We start from the raw sequence: 13,570 nt of genomic DNA on the forward strand, positions 1-13,570 counted from the left end.
TCCCCTGCACACGGCTCCCCGCTCCAAGCTGCGCTTTGGCGGTGCTGCCCTGCATTTGGCTTCCCGAGCCAAATGCCGCCGCGCCTCCGCCTACCTGCAAGATGCCCCCAGAGCCGGATGCGGCCATGCCCCCACCTCCAGCATCTAAAATTCCTTGAGACGGCATGCTTCCCGCTCCCGGCACCGCCGTGCCGCCTTGCGCCGCAATTCCCATCGCAGCCGAATAACCGGCTCCGTTCATCGTCGGGCTTCCGGCTGCATGCATCTTTCCGCTCCCCATTCCGCCTGCCGGCGGAAGCCCGGCCGCATGCGGTCCCCGCCCTCCCGCACCGCTCCCGGCCGCGCTCACGGCTTCGCCCCCCGGGAACCGGGAACCGGCACGGAGCCCAGAATGCGGAACAGCGCGCCTGCCGCTGCTGCCGGGTCCGGCTGTCCGTATCCGTCCCGGGCGCACAGCCTGTGGGCGAGCACCGCAGCCGCGACGGCCTTAAGATCATCCGGCAGCACGTAATCCCGGCCTGCCGCGTAAGCCATTGCCTGGCCCGCCCGCAGCCAATCCCGCGACGCCCTCGGGCTCGCGCCGAGCGTAAGCTCCGGGGCCATGCGCGTTGCCTGGACGACGCGTACGATATAAGCGAGCAATTCCGGGCTGCAATGCACCGTCCGGCTCTCCTCCGCCATGGCTTGCCACTGCCGCGCGGAGACGACCGGCCGCAGCAGCTCCGGCTGGCGCTGCTCGCCCGCCGCCATCATTTCCAGCATCCGCACCTCGTCCCGGCTATCCGGATAGCCGATCGACAGCCTCATCATGAAGCGGTCCATCTGCGCCTCCGGCAGCGGATGCGTTCCTTCGTCGTCAAGCGGATTCTGGGTGGCGATCAGCAGCCAAGGCTCCGGCAGCCGCCGGGTTGTCCCGTCCACAGTGACGCATCTCTCCTCCATCGCCTCCAGCAGCGCCGACTGCGTTCGAGGCGATGTGCGGTTGATCTCGTCGGCCAGGACGATATTGGCCATGATCGGACCTTCGCGATAGATGAACTCGCCCGCTCTGCCGTCCCATACCGAGCCTCCCGTCACATCGGCCGGCAGCAGGTCCGAAGTGAACTGGATGCGCTGGAAGCGTCCTCCCGTCAGCCGCGCGAGCGCGCGGGCCAGCAGCGTCTTGCCGACTCCCGGCACATCCTCCAGCAAAATATGGCCGCCCGCCAGCATCGCCGCGGCAGCGAGTCCGATCGTCTCCCTTTTGCCCAGCAGCACGCTCTCGGCGCGAGCCTCCAAGCGCGCGATGAGCGCCTGCTTCGGCTCCGGCCACTCCTCCGTCCCGTTCGGACGATGACCGGGCGTCTCCTGCGGCTGCGGTTCCCTGTTCAGCATTTCGATTCCTCCTGCTTTTTCCGGATTCTATGAATCTTTCATGCTATCAGTCTCTCCACCGCAAGGAAGAAATAGACCCCGAAGCCCAGGATCGCGGAATAGAACGGATCCCTCCTCTTTCTTCCTCTCAGCTTCAGCTTGCAGAACCGGGCTGGCCGACGCCGAGCTCTATCGGTTGCTGGAGTTCTAACGAAATGCAAAAAAAAGCCGGGACCGCCGCCGGTCTTGGCCTTTTTTCGGCATGGGTCGCCGAGCCGCTCGCCACGTTCCCGACCGTTTCCGCGTGAGCGATGTCCGCAATGGACTGGGTGCCGCAGCCCGAGGAATGGGCCGCCTTGCCGGCAGCGGTCGTGCCGCTCCCTTCCGCATGGGATGCTTTTCCGCTTGCCGTCGTATGGCTGCCTTCCGCCTCCGAGCAAGGCCCGGAAGGGTCCCGGCTGCAATCGGGGATGGAACGAGCCTTCTCCATCAATCCGTTTTCAAGCACTTTTCATCCCAATGCACAGCCGGATTTGAAAAAGAAAGGAATACGGCAAATAGGCCGACCGGAAATCCGGTTGGCCTTTGCTTTTGAGATTTTAATGATGGCTTTGCGATCGTTTTTGCGATGGCATTGGCGATCGTTTTTGCGATGGCTTTGCGATCGTTTTTGCGATGGCATTTGCAATTTGCTTTTGCACATGGCCTCTGCTTCCGGCCTCTTGATGTCCCCTCTTTTATCAGCCTCTATCGGCATCTGCAATCCGTCTTTGCAATCAGCATCTGCTTTCCCTCTCTGTCATCTTTGCAATCAGCCTTTGCAATCCATCTTTGCAATCAACCTTTGCTTTCCCCTCTGCTGCGGCCTCTGCTATAAGCCGCCGCTATCAGCCCGGCTTCTTCACTATCCTTTAAGCGGCCGCCTTGCCGGAATCCAGAGCCACGTCCGTCCACACCTCGACAAGCCCGGCCGAGCTGCTCATCTGCACGGCACGCTGTCCGAGCAGCTCCAGCAGGTCGGTCAGCGGCGCCCGCAGCGTGCCGGCCGGCTGCTGGAACACGAGCTCCCGCTGCAGGCTGCCGCTTGCGCCGCTGCCGGCGGTGATGGCGGCGGTTCCTGACGCGGAATCCCATTGCACCGAGCCTCCGAGCCCTTCGACGACGCGGCGGACCGGTACGGACAGCTTGTCTCCATGCAGCGAATAGTCGCCGTAAGCAAGCTTCAGATCTCCGAGCGGAGTATGAAGGAGAAGATCCGCATCGAGAGTGCCGTACGCCTTTCCCTTTTCCGTTTTACCGCTGCCGGCAGAATTTGCAGGAAGGCTGTGCGGCTGCGTCCGGCCGACAGGAGCTATCGCCGGCACCGAGATTTTGTCCCCGTCGTCTGCGGCCAGCCAGGACTGGCTCGCCCTCAGCTTGCCGCTCTCCGCCGCGAAGGCGGCCGCTTCGCCTGGAAGCGGCGCGGGCCGCTGCCATTTGAGCTGCTTTGCCAGCGGGAACAAAGGAACTTCGGCGGAAGGAGTGACGGCAGCGAAGCTGTAGCCCTTGTCTTTGTAGTAAGCGATAATGGCCGGAAGAGCCTTGACCGACTCGGCATGGCCGGTGCCGTCATGCAGCAGGATCGTCATCTCATGCTTCAGCGGCGCCGAAGTCGCGCCGGCGACGATTTCCTTGGCCGGCACTCCGGCTCGCTTGGAGTCGCCGCTGTCCACATTCCAGTCCACCATCTTGTAGCCCGCATTTTTCATCGCCTCGAAATAACCCGAGTCGAAGTTGCTGTACGTGCCCCCTGGAGCCCGCACCAGATCCGTCGCCACTCCCGCTTCCAGCAGCGCTTTCTCCGTCCGCACCGTCTGCTCCGCATAACCGGCGAAGCTGCCGTAAATCTCGGAGTAGACATGATCGTAGGAATGGTTGCCGATGGAATGGCCGGCCGCCTTGACCTTGCGCACCAGATCCGGACGCTCCTCGACATGGCGGCCGACCATGAAGAAGGTCGCCTTGATTCCATTTTTCTTCAATATATCCAGCACTTGAGGCGTGTAGATGCTCGGCCCGTCGTCAAAGGTCAGGTAAACGGTCGGCTTGGCGGGACGCTCCGGAGCTGCGCTCTTGCCCGTGCCTGCAGCAGAAGCCGCGGCGCTCGTCCCGGCCGTTCCGCCAGCCTCTGCCGTAGCTTCCTTGTCCGCTTCAGGCGCCGTGCCGGAATCACCCTGGCCTGCCTGAGCCGCGTCTGCTGTCCCCCCGTCCTGTCCGGCGCCGGAAGCCCGCTCCAATGCCGCGATCAGCTGCTTCTCCGTCATGCCGGACAAGGCGATGCTGTTCCATCCTGCGGCCGCTCCGCCTGAATTGCCGGACCCGGCTTGTCCCGCAGCAGCGGAGGCCGCTCCCGGCGGAAGCGCCTGGCCCGCTTGAGCGGCTGCTCCATCCGAAGCGGACGGTACTGAAGCCGCGGCCATCGCTGCAGGCGGTTCCGCTGTCAGCGCCCTGCCTGGAGCGAGAGAAGTCCACTCGCTGCCGAATCCCGTCAATCCTGTCAGCAGCGCCGCAGCGGCTGCCATCAATCGAAGCGTACTTTTTCCCATGAATGGATGCACCCTTTCTATGAAAAACGAATCCTCTTTGCTAGATTCTATGTGAGAGGGTCCGGCTCTATGACAAGCTTGTCCCATCCATTTCCCGCCCGCTGCCGCTACTTCTTCAAGCCCGGCTTCGGCCTTCTCTGCGACCAGAACGACCCCAAAGCCTCCGGGTCGTCCGTGAGGATGCCGTCCGCCCCCGCCGCCGCCGCCTTGAGCGCCTGCCGCTTGCTGTCCACCGTCCAGATGAACGTATGCAGGCCGCTGTCGTGGATCATCTTCACCTTGAGCGGCTTGGCGAGCTGCTTGCGGATATTGGCATAATCGGCCCATTCCGCCATGGCGTGCAGCGCTGCAGGAGTCAGCTCCTTGTCTTCCGAGATCAGCACGCCCAGCGGGATCGACGGCAGCAAGGCATGGACCTGCTTGAGCGCGGGAATGTGGAACGACTGGATCATGACAGGCTCTTTCTTCCAGGGCGGGCCGTTCACCGCATCCTGCAGCCGGATTTCGCCGTTGATGCCGCAGCGTCTCATGAGTTCCGCCACCGCCTGCACGAGGCCCGGCTGCCGATCGGCATCCTTCAGCTCGATGAGCAGGCCGATGCGGTTGTAATAACGCAGCAGCACATCCTCGAGCAGCGGAATCCGCTGTCCGGCGAAGCGGGGAGAGAACCAGGCTCCGGCGTCAAGCCGCATCAGCTCATCCGCCGTGCGGAGCGAGGCCCTTCCCTTGCCGCCGGTCGTCCGTTCCAGGTTTTCGTCGTGCAGCACAAACGGGATTCCGTCTGCGGACAGCTGGACATCCAGCTCGATATAATCGGCTCCCTGGCGGACAGCCAGATCGAAAGCCGCCAGCGTGTTCTCCGGCGCATAAGCCGAAGCTCCCCTGTGCGCGAGAATGAGCGGGCGGGCCGGGGCCTCGGCTGAAGCTGTCCGGACCGGCACCTTCGCTTTGAGGGCGTCTGCGCGCGCAGGCAGCGCTTGCAAGAGAAGCAGCGCCGCGCAGAGGCCGATCCCCATTTTTGCCGCACCCGGCCCGATTCTCTTCCATCCGCTCCTCATGCCTTATCCCCCTTGGAGTTCCCTTTATGTCTACTATGTCCCAAAAAGGAGTTATTTACCACTGCAGCACAAAAGCCGCGTTTGCGGCAGACGAGATCTGCCCGCAAACGCGGCCTTATAGATGTTCAAGAGCCGAAGCTCCGGGAATTCATTCCCTTTAGCCGGGATCCGGCGCAAGGCTTGCCAGCACGTCGGCGGCGTGTCCCTTCACCTTGACGCCCCGCCATTCCTTGACGAGACGGCCTTCCTCGTCGATGAGGAAGGTCGACCGGACCACGCCCATATATTCCCGGCCGTACAGCTTCTTGAGCTGCCAGACGCCATAGGCTTCGCAGGCGGCATGCTCCGGATCCGACAGCAGCGGGAACGGGAGCCCGTGCTTGTCCCGGAATCGGTGATGGGACTTGACGGGATCCGGACTGATGCCGAGAATGACGGCTCTCTGGCCGTCAAAATCCGGCCAGGCGTCGCGGAAATCGCAAGCCTCCTGCGTGCAGCTCGAAGTCAGATCCTTGGGATAGAAATACAGAATGACCTTTCGTCCGCGGTATTGGCTCAGGGTGACGGTCTCCTGCTCTCCTCCCGCAGCGGGCAGCGTGAAATCAGGCGCCGGCTGTCCCGGCGCTAGCGTGGCTGACATGATGGTTCCTCCTTGGCGGACTCTCGTCCCTTTGCGTGACATCCGTTCCGCTGCGGCAGCCTGCCGCCTCATGCAAGGCGGCTCTCAAGGCTACGAGCCTGCGCCCCGGTATCTCTTGACCCCGTGGTTCCATACGGCCATGCCGATCGTCATGAAGACGATGCCGACAACCGGCGTCAGCAGCGCGAGCTGCGACAATCCGTCTCCATGGTCTCCGAGGAAATACGAAGCCGGGATGACGCCCACGAAGGCGAAAGGGATGAGCCAGGTGAGCAGAAAGCGGATGACTTTATTGTAGATATTGACAGGATAGCGTCCGTAGTTCTGGATATTGAACATCAGCGGCAGAATGCCGGTCGGCGCATCCGAGTAGAACGAGATGGCCGTCAAGGCCGTATAGATGCCTCCATACACGAGCACCGCCCCGAGCACAAGCACAATCATGACGGGAATGTCCCACCACTCCAGGGGCAAGCCCAGCTTCAGCCAGCAGGAGACCATGATGGCGATGCCCGCCAGGGAACCGATGAGCGAAGGCGGATCCATATTCTCCAGCGTCACCTGGAACCAGTTGTGGGCGGGGCGGGTCAGCACCCGGTCCATCTCGCCCTTGGTAATGTAGCGGTCGCTGAAATTCCACAGATTGAAGAACGTTCCGAAGATGCCGAACGGCACCATGAAAAACCCGTAGACGAAAATGACTTCCGCCTCGCTCCAGCCGCCGAGCGTCGGCGTATGCTGGAAGACGACCAGGATGAAGATGAGGTTGGCCGCCTGGAAGCTGAGATCCGACAGCACCTCGATCCAGAAGTCGGCCCGGTACGTCAGCTTTGTTTTGGCGTAGTTTTTGAAGTAGTCCATCAGCAGCGACAAATAGAAACGCAGCTTCATCGCTCAGCCCCCCTGTACGAACAGCCGGGTTCGCGCGGAACGCCATACGAGCGCGATCGGCAGCAGCAGAATGAGAAACCAGAGCAGCTGCAGGCCCAGGACGCCGCCGATCTCGCCGGCGGGAGTCCTGCCCGTGAACACCGAGCTGGGCAGATAGGTGATCGCCTGGAAAGGCAGCCATCTCATGGCTCCCTCCAGCCAGCCGGGAAAAAAGCTGATTGGGACGATGACGCCCGAGAACAGATCGACCGCCACCCTCTTCAGCCGCATCATGCCTTCGCTGCTTTCGACGAAGAACGCCGCCAGGCCGGTCAGGATGTTGATCTGCGAGTTGATCAGGAAGCTGAAGAACAGCATGACCAGATACACCGCCCAGATGCCGGGATCGGACGGAAGCTTCACCGGGAACAGCAGGCAGGCCAGAGCCATGCCGGGAATCATGAACAGCAGGAAGCGGAAGATGCCTTCCCCGAACCCCTGCATCATCTTGACGACCAGGTAGTTGTAGGGCCGGATCATCTGGATCGCCACGCTGCCGTCGCGGATTTCGTTGCCGATCTCCCGGTCCAGATTATTGAAATAAAAGGCTCGGGCCATCCAGGATACGGCGACGTAGGTGGTCATTTGGCTGACCGTGAATCCGCCCAGCGTTTCCTGCGCCCCGTAGATGGCCCCCCACAGGAAGTAGTAGGCCCCGATGTTAATCGCATAAATAATGATGCCGCTGTAATAGTTAACGCGGTAAGCGAGCATCATCAGGAAGCGGATCCGGATCAGGTCCAGATAGGCGCTAGCCACGGTTCACCGGCCCCTTCCCTTTCGCCCCTGCGAGGACAGGCGTTCCGGCATCGGCATCGCCCAAGGCTTCCCCGCCGTCCCGGTCGTCCGGATCCAGGGCGTCCCGCCCCGCCGGCTGCGGAGGTCCGGCCGCGGAGGCGGATGCCTCCTCCAGTTGCATGGACGGCGATCCTCCGCCCAAGGCTTCCGCATTCACGCTATCCGCGGCGGCCGGCGCATGCATCGAGCGTCCTTCGTCATCCGGGCCGGAATCGTCCGGTGTTTCTCCGGCAAGCTCCGCCGCCCTCGCCTTGCCCGGAGACTGGGCATCGCCGGACTGGTAGATTTCGCGCACGATCTCGTCGGTATTCGTCTCGATGATCTTCATGTCGCGGATTTCCAGGCCCGCGTCGCCGACGACTCGGGCGAGCGCTTCGGACACGTTGACCTCATGCGGCAGCCACATTGCGGCCGTCACATCGTTGTCCAGCCTCCACTCCACGCCTTCCAGGCCGGAGGTCAGCGCCCTCAGACGGTCCGCCTGCACCCGGGAAGCGAACTGGAACACGATCTCGCGCCCGCGGCTCCAGCGGCTCTTCAGCTCTTCCAGGCCGCCGTCATAAATAATGCGCCCGTCGTCCAGCATGATGACTCTGGAACAGAGCGCTTCGATATCCTGAAGATCATGGGTCGTAAGCAGAATGGTCGTGCCATGTTCGCGATTCATCGTTTTCAGGAAATCCCGGATTTCCGTCTTGACGACGATATCAAGCCCGATCGTAGGCTCGTCCAAGAACAGGATGGACGGATTATGCAGCAGGCTGGCGACGATCTCGCAGCGCATCCGCTGGCCGAGGCTCAGCTTGCGCACGGGACGGTTCAGCAGCTCGCCCAGCTGCAGCCGCTCCACCAGCTCATCCAGCCGCTTGCGGTAGTCCGCTTCCGGCACCCGGTACACCTTGCGCAGCAGCTGGAACGACTCGACGACGCCGATGTCCCACCATAGCTGGGATCTTTGGCCGAACACGACGCCGATCCCTCCGACAAACTTCTCTCTGTCCTTATGCGGCACGTAGCCGTTGACCCTCAAATGGCCGGATGTCGGCACGAGGATGCCGGTCAGCATCTTGATCGTGGTCGATTTCCCAGCCCCGTTCTCTCCGATATATCCGCAGATTTCCCCTTGGGGAATCTCGAAGTAGATGTCCTTCACGGCGGCTACCTCGCGGTATTCGCGCTTGAATAGATCCTTGAGGGCCCCGGACAGCCCCTCGCGGTTTTTCTGCACGCGGAATTCCTTGCGCAGATCCCGCACCTCTATAGCCGGCTTCTTGCTCATGCGTAGCTCCTCTCGTAAGGCGACTCGACATTTCCCGGGAAATTGGGAGTGATTTCCTCTCCCGCGGTTAAAACTTGCGTCCAACCGACCCCGGATTTATAATTTTATGATATGTTACGACAGCCAGGGGAAGCAAGCCGGACAGCATTCCCCAGGATCGGCCAGCAGAGCCCATAACCCGGCGGCCGGCTGCATGGCCGCCTTGCTCCAACGTGTCGGACAGGCTCCAATTGCCGCCTCGGGGTTCAATATCCCGACTTTTCTGCCGATTTGTTCCGTTAGAATCCATTTCAGCCTCAACATGCGAAGGGAGTTACACCGCCGAATGGAAAGCAGAAAAAGTCGGCAGCAGGGCTCATCCAAGCCGAAGCCGCCAAAACGAAAGCGCCGGACTTGGTTATGGGTGCTCTTCAGCGTCCTGCTTATTATGGCCGCTGCCATAGCCTATTATATTGTCGACAATGTCAGAGCGCTGGATGAGCTCCAGAAGCCGCCGGACAAGTCCAAATTCACCCAGTTCGAGAACAATGCCTCTCTGGAGCAGCCTCCCGAGTGGGAAGGCAAGGAGCGCGTGAACATCCTGTTCATGGGCGGGGACGGACGCGAAAACAAGAGCCCGAATGAACCGGCCCGCTCCGATTCCATGATGGTGCTGTCGATCGATCCCGTCACCAAGAAAGCCCATCTCTTCTCCCTGCTTCGCGACACGTACGTCAGCATTCCCGGCCACGGCAAGGGCCGCGCCAACGAAGCGATCGTGCAGGGCGGCTACAAGCTGTCGATGCAGATGATCAGCGAGCTGACAGGGCTGGAGATCCAGTATTACATCTATACGGAATTCGAAGGCTTCAAGTCGCTTGTCGACGCCATCGGCGGCATCGACATCGATGTCGAGAAGAGGATGAAATACACCGACAACGCCGACGGCAACCGCTACGACATCGACCTGCAGAAGGGCTACCAGCATCTGAACGGCGACCAGGCGCTCCAATATGTCCGATTCCGCCACGATGCGACGAGCGACTTCACCCGCACCGAGCGCCAGCGCAAGTTCCTCAGCGCGGTCGCCGTCAAGATGCAGGATCTCGGCAACATCACCAAGCTGAGCTCGATCATCCGCAGCGTCAGCCCGTATGTCGAAACGAATCTGTCGTCGGACGACATGTTCAAGCTCGGCCAGCTCGGCTTCGGCCTCCTCAATGCGGGCACCGCCCAGCTGCCGCCGAGCGATCTGCTGGCCGACGAGAAGATCGGCGGCGCATCCGTGCTCACCGTCCGCAACGAAGCCAAGCTGCGCGACTATGTGCAGGAGGTATTGACGGAGGATGATTCCCAGCCGGATCCTGCTTCGAATGCCGGCGCGGACAATGCTTCGAATGCCGGGACAGGCAGTCCGTAGCCGCGAAGTTTGCGGCTGGCAGCCGGCCTGGATTGCCTTTAACCTGCAAGGCTGAACCAACCTTTCCTGCAAAGCTGAATCATCCTTTCCTGCAAGGCTCAATCAACCTTTGCCTGCAAGCAGGCTATCTCCGACCGACCGTCTGAACTGAAGCCTGGACCCATTAGGGCAGGACCATCCCCCGAGGATGCGTCTTGCCCTCCTTTCTTGACGGCTGCGCGGCAGGTGGCTCCCCGGCTGGAGCCGAGCGCTTCCTGCCGGCCAATGCCTGCAGCCCGCTTTCCGCCATTCTTTCGCGGCTCTGGCCGATATTTCCGAATTGCCGAGCCGCCCTTATCACTCCATTCCAACCCTTACTTTCCAGGAGGCCTATCATGTCCCTTTCAACCGATCCCTTCGCCGTCCCCGGCTCTTCCCGCGCGCGCTCCGAGGAGCTGTACGGCGAAGCTCTCCAGCATATCGTCGGCGGCGTCAACAGTCCGAGCCGCTCCTTCAAGGCGGTCGGCGGCGGCGCTCCCGTGTTCATGAAGCGTGCCGAAGGCCCTTATTTCTGGGATGTCGACGGCAATAAATATATCGATTATCTGTGCGCATACGGTCCGATTATTACGGGCCACGCCCATCCGCATCTTACGGAAGCGATCAGCCGGGCAGCGGCCAACGGCACGCTCTACGGCACGCCGACGGAGCTTGAGATCAAGCTGGCGCGCATGCTGAAGGACGCCATTCCGTCCATGGACAAGGTCCGCTTCGTCAATTCCGGCACAGAGGCCGTCATGACGACGATCCGCGTCGCCCGGGCATACACCGGCCGCAACAAGATCATCAAGTTCGCCGGCTGTTACCACGGCCACTCCGATCTCGTGCTCGTTGCCGCCGGCTCCGGCCCGTCCACGCTCGGCATTCCGGACAGCGCGGGCATTCCGCAGAGCATCGCCAGCGAAGTCATCACGGTGCCGTTCAACGATATTCCGGCGCTGAAGGCGGCTTTGGAGCGTTGGGGCGGCGAAACGGCCGCCGTCATGGTGGAGCCGATCGTAGGCAACTTCGGCATGGTCATGCCAGAGCCCGGCTTCCTTGAGGAGCTGTGCCGCTTGACGCGCGAAGCCGGAGCTCTCGTTATCTATGACGAGGTCATTACGGCGTTCCGCTTCCACTACGGCAGCGCCCAGACGTTCGCCGCATTCCCGGATCACGCCGCCATCGAGCCGGATCTGACCGCGCTGGGCAAAATCATCGGCGGCGGGCTGCCGATCGGCGCCTACGGCGGCCGCAAAATCATCATGGAGCAGGTCGCTCCGCTCGGCCCCGCCTATCAGGCGGGCACGATGGCCGGCAATCCGGCCTCCATCGCCTCCGGCATCGCCTGCCTGGAGGTTCTGCAGGAGCCCGGCGTCTATGAGCGCATGGACCGCCTCGCCGCAGGACTGGCGGACGGACTGGCCGATCTTGCGGCCCGCCACGGCATTCCGCTGACGGTCAACCGGATCCGCGGCGCTTTCTCCACCCACTTCTGCGACCATCCGGTCACCAATTACGACCAGGCGCAGGATACGGACGGCGAGCAGTTTGCCCGCTTCTTCCGCCTCATGCTGGAGCGCGGCATCTGCCTCGCGCCATCCAAGTACGAAGCCTGGTTCCTGACGACGGCGCATGCGGAAGCCGACATCGCCCGGACTCTGGAGATGGCGGCAGAATCGTTTGCAGCCATGTCCAGCTAGAAGTCCAAGCATAGCTGCCAAAAAAGAGCGGTCTCCGGAAGTCATTTTTTGACTTCTGGGACCGCTCTTTTTATGTGGAGATCGTTTATTTGTTCTAGGGTGCTGCATAGTGTGCTTACCGAACCGGACCCAGCGCAGTCTGCCGAGTCTCGTGTCGAGAGAATGCTTAAAGCTCCGGTCCGGCTAGACAAGCTTCCCCAAAGCGCCCATAAGGCTTGTTTGGAGTCTTAAACCCTGCTTCAGGCTCAAATGCAACGCGGCATCGGCATAGAAGCTTTGAACCGGATCCATTCCAGCAGCATCTCTCCGCCTTTCGCGGATGGAAGAGAGCCGTTGAGCACGAGATCCGCTTGCCAGCGGGTCGGCTCCACGTAGCGGTCATGCCGCGGCCGCACCAGCTCCAGATACTCCCTGACCGTTTCCTCCTGCGTGTATTTGCCGCTCTTGAACTTGCCGAGCCTGCGGGCCAGCCGCTCGTCGGAAGGACAATCGACAAAAACTTTATACTCCAGCATGTCCGCCAATTCCTTGACGGCAAACAGCAAGAATCCCTCGATCAGGACGATGTCTTCTTCCTCCAGCGCCTCCCGAAGCTCCCGTCCGACCGCGTCCAGATCCAGAGCGTCCGGATGGTTGAAGTCCTCATACTCTTGGCCGCTGAGCGGGGCGATCGTCCGGGGGCGCTGATCCCTGTAGAACTTGTCCATAGGAATCACCCGGACGCGGAACTCCGCTAGATTTTCCGCCAAATAACGGCTCAAGGTCGTTTTCCCGCTGCCTGTACCTCCCGCGATGCCAACGCATAATGCCATGCTCTCTCCTCCTGCCGATTGCACTGTGACCCGCATCCATCTTGTCTTTGCTCATCCTGTCCCCGCCTGCTCTTTCCGTCGACTAATTCATTCCATTCTACATTCCGCCCCTGCAGTCCTACCCAGCTCTCCGCCGGCAGAAGATAATACGTCAGGAAACCAAGAATGCTCAGCCTCGTCTTTCCCCATCCAAGCCAGCATAGCTGCGAAGAATAGAGCTTCCGCAAGCGGCGCAAAAAGCCTGTCTGCGCTCGTTCCTGCAACGTGAGGGAGCAGCCGGGATATCAAGGGAGAGGCATATCTGCCGGGCTTGCACATAGGTTACCTAGTAAGGAGGAGGAGACATGATCATACCGCTGAGCATAGCGGCCAGCGCCGCCGCTTTCGTCGTTCTGGTGTTCTTCGTCATCCGCATTCTCAATAAAGGCATGAGCACTCTCGGCGAGACCAACCGCACCCTCTCGGAAGTCCGCAACGCCATTCACGGGCTGACCGACGAATCCAAGAAGCTGATTCATACCGCCAACCTGATCACGGCCGACGTCAAAGGCAAAATCCGTACGGTAGAACCGATCTTCGAATCCGCGCATGACGTCGGAGAAGCGCTTCACAGCGTAACGAGAACCGTCAAGCAAGCAGCCGCCGCAATCGGGGACGTGCTCCACCCCGCGCCGGAGACGGAAGCGCCGAAGAAAAAAGCGATTCAAATCAACTTGAAGTAAAGGGGAGATCCGGTATGCCCACGCTTCTAATTCAGCTGTCCTATCTGGTCATATTCATCTGGGCCGTCATCAGCCTCGTCCAGGATCTGCAGCTGCCGCGCAAAGCCTGGCTTCCCATCCTGCTCCATCTCGCGGTAGCCATCATCACCTTGAACTGGTTTCTCCACTCCATCAACTATTCGTTTTAGCAGGCAGAACATCTATGCCTTTAATCGTTCACTGACATACAGCAAAAGGTCTGGGACGCTGTCGTCCCAGACCTTTTTGCCCTGC

At 61.2% G+C, this 13,570-nt stretch carries 13 protein-coding genes and 2 pseudogenes; 4 read left to right on the forward strand and 11 right to left on the reverse strand.

What is annotated here, in order from left to right; translation table 11 throughout:
• The 10 genes and pseudogenes from PHU01S_RS21410 to PHU01S_RS21455 all read right to left on the reverse strand — a co-directional run.
• A pseudogene (locus PHU01S_RS21410) lies at window positions 1-349 on the reverse strand (hypothetical protein); the annotation flags it as partial.
• Window positions 346-1,374 (reverse strand): AAA family ATPase, encoded by a 1,029-nt coding sequence (locus PHU01S_RS21415; protein ID WP_127509850.1) that lies wholly within the window; start codon window positions 1,372-1,374, stop codon window positions 346-348. The gene PHU01S_RS21415 and the pseudogene PHU01S_RS21410, both read right to left, overlap by 4 nt.
• 133 nt (window positions 1,375-1,507) lie before the next feature.
• Window positions 1,508-1,861, reverse strand: a complete 354-nt coding sequence (locus PHU01S_RS21420) for a hypothetical protein (RefSeq protein WP_157053955.1) — start codon at window positions 1,859-1,861, stop codon at window positions 1,508-1,510.
• A gap of 3 nt (window positions 1,862-1,864) precedes the next feature.
• The gene (locus PHU01S_RS21425; RefSeq protein ID WP_218032487.1) at window positions 1,865-2,116 is read right to left on the reverse strand and encodes a hypothetical protein; all 252 of its coding nucleotides are present in this window, start codon (window positions 2,114-2,116) and stop codon (window positions 1,865-1,867) included.
• Between the two features lie 148 nt (window positions 2,117-2,264).
• Window positions 2,265-3,938: a polysaccharide deacetylase family protein gene (locus PHU01S_RS21430; RefSeq protein WP_164763152.1), complete on the reverse strand. Its 1,674-nt coding sequence runs from the start codon at window positions 3,936-3,938 to the stop codon at window positions 2,265-2,267.
• A 107-nt stretch (window positions 3,939-4,045) separates the two neighbouring features.
• On the reverse strand, window positions 4,046-4,996 hold the full coding sequence (locus tag PHU01S_RS21435) for a glycerophosphodiester phosphodiesterase (protein ID WP_127509856.1): 951 nt from the start codon (window positions 4,994-4,996) through the stop codon (window positions 4,046-4,048).
• Between the two features lie 157 nt (window positions 4,997-5,153).
• Window positions 5,154-5,636 carry a thioredoxin-dependent thiol peroxidase gene (gene bcp, locus PHU01S_RS21440; protein WP_048744996.1) on the reverse strand — a complete coding sequence of 161 codons (483 nt, stop codon included), beginning with the start codon at window positions 5,634-5,636 and terminating at the stop codon, window positions 5,154-5,156.
• A 90-nt stretch (window positions 5,637-5,726) separates the two neighbouring features.
• Complete coding sequence (locus tag PHU01S_RS21445; protein WP_021879683.1) at window positions 5,727-6,527, reverse strand: ABC transporter permease; 801 nt, start codon at window positions 6,525-6,527, stop codon at window positions 5,727-5,729.
• Between the two features lie 3 nt (window positions 6,528-6,530).
• Window positions 6,531-7,325: an ABC transporter permease gene (locus PHU01S_RS21450; protein WP_048744997.1), complete on the reverse strand. Its 795-nt coding sequence runs from the start codon at window positions 7,323-7,325 to the stop codon at window positions 6,531-6,533.
• A gap of 277 nt (window positions 7,326-7,602) precedes the next feature.
• Window positions 7,603-8,643 (reverse strand): annotated as a pseudogene (locus tag PHU01S_RS21455) (ABC transporter ATP-binding protein); the annotation flags it as partial.
• A 427-nt stretch (window positions 8,644-9,070) separates the two neighbouring features.
• On the opposite strand from PHU01S_RS21455, the gene PHU01S_RS21460 reads away from it, so the two are divergent.
• Together PHU01S_RS21460 and PHU01S_RS21465 are read left to right on the forward strand one after the other, a co-directional pair.
• Complete coding sequence (locus tag PHU01S_RS21460) at window positions 9,071-10,042, forward strand: LCP family protein (RefSeq protein ID WP_246029298.1); 972 nt, start codon at window positions 9,071-9,073, stop codon at window positions 10,040-10,042.
• A gap of 374 nt (window positions 10,043-10,416) precedes the next feature.
• Window positions 10,417-11,763 carry a glutamate-1-semialdehyde 2,1-aminomutase gene (locus PHU01S_RS21465; protein ID WP_048745000.1) on the forward strand — a complete coding sequence of 449 codons (1,347 nt, stop codon included), beginning with the start codon at window positions 10,417-10,419 and terminating at the stop codon, window positions 11,761-11,763.
• Window positions 11,764-12,008: 245 nt separating this feature from the next.
• Here the strand turns inward: PHU01S_RS21465 and PHU01S_RS21470 are convergent, their stop codons facing one another.
• Window positions 12,009-12,575, reverse strand: coding sequence for a uridine kinase family protein (locus PHU01S_RS21470; protein WP_049868250.1), 567 nt, complete (start codon window positions 12,573-12,575; stop codon window positions 12,009-12,011).
• 344 nt (window positions 12,576-12,919) lie between these two features.
• Between PHU01S_RS21470 and PHU01S_RS21475 the strand changes: the two genes are divergently transcribed.
• Together PHU01S_RS21475 and PHU01S_RS25960 are read left to right on the forward strand one after the other, a co-directional pair.
• Window positions 12,920-13,297 carry a DUF948 domain-containing protein gene (locus PHU01S_RS21475; protein WP_021879678.1) on the forward strand — a complete coding sequence of 126 codons (378 nt, stop codon included), beginning with the start codon at window positions 12,920-12,922 and terminating at the stop codon, window positions 13,295-13,297.
• A 14-nt stretch (window positions 13,298-13,311) separates the two neighbouring features.
• Window positions 13,312-13,485, forward strand: coding sequence for a hypothetical protein (locus PHU01S_RS25960; protein WP_157053957.1), 174 nt, complete (start codon window positions 13,312-13,314; stop codon window positions 13,483-13,485).
• The last annotated feature ends 85 nt before the right edge of the window (window positions 13,486-13,570 follow it).

The organism is Paenibacillus humicus NBRC 102415 (assembly GCF_004000905.1).
In the GTDB taxonomy this organism is placed as follows: Bacteria; Bacillota; Bacilli; order Paenibacillales; family Paenibacillaceae; genus Paenibacillus_O; species Paenibacillus_O humicus.

Coding starts and splice junctions, on each gene's coding strand:
- PHU01S_RS21435 (WP_127509856.1), bottom strand. CDS start 4,996: ATGAGGAGCGGATGGAAGAGAATCGGGCCGGGTGCGGCAAAAATGGGG.
- PHU01S_RS21430 (WP_164763152.1), bottom strand. CDS start 3,938: ATGGGAAAAAGTACGCTTCGATTGATGGCAGCCGCTGCGGCGCTGCTG.
- PHU01S_RS21415 (WP_127509850.1), bottom strand. CDS start 1,374: ATGCTGAACAGGGAACCGCAGCCGCAGGAGACGCCCGGTCATCGTCCG.
- PHU01S_RS21445 (WP_021879683.1), bottom strand. CDS start 6,527: ATGAAGCTGCGTTTCTATTTGTCGCTGCTGATGGACTACTTCAAAAAC.
- PHU01S_RS21475 (WP_021879678.1), top strand. CDS start 12,920: ATGATCATACCGCTGAGCATAGCGGCCAGCGCCGCCGCTTTCGTCGTT.
- PHU01S_RS21460 (WP_246029298.1), top strand. CDS start 9,071: ATGGCCGCTGCCATAGCCTATTATATTGTCGACAATGTCAGAGCGCTG.
- PHU01S_RS25960 (WP_157053957.1), top strand. CDS start 13,312: ATGCCCACGCTTCTAATTCAGCTGTCCTATCTGGTCATATTCATCTGG.
- PHU01S_RS21470 (WP_049868250.1), bottom strand. CDS start 12,575: ATGGCATTATGCGTTGGCATCGCGGGAGGTACAGGCAGCGGGAAAACG.
- bcp (WP_048744996.1), bottom strand. CDS start 5,636: ATGTCAGCCACGCTAGCGCCGGGACAGCCGGCGCCTGATTTCACGCTG.
- PHU01S_RS21465 (WP_048745000.1), top strand. CDS start 10,417: ATGTCCCTTTCAACCGATCCCTTCGCCGTCCCCGGCTCTTCCCGCGCG.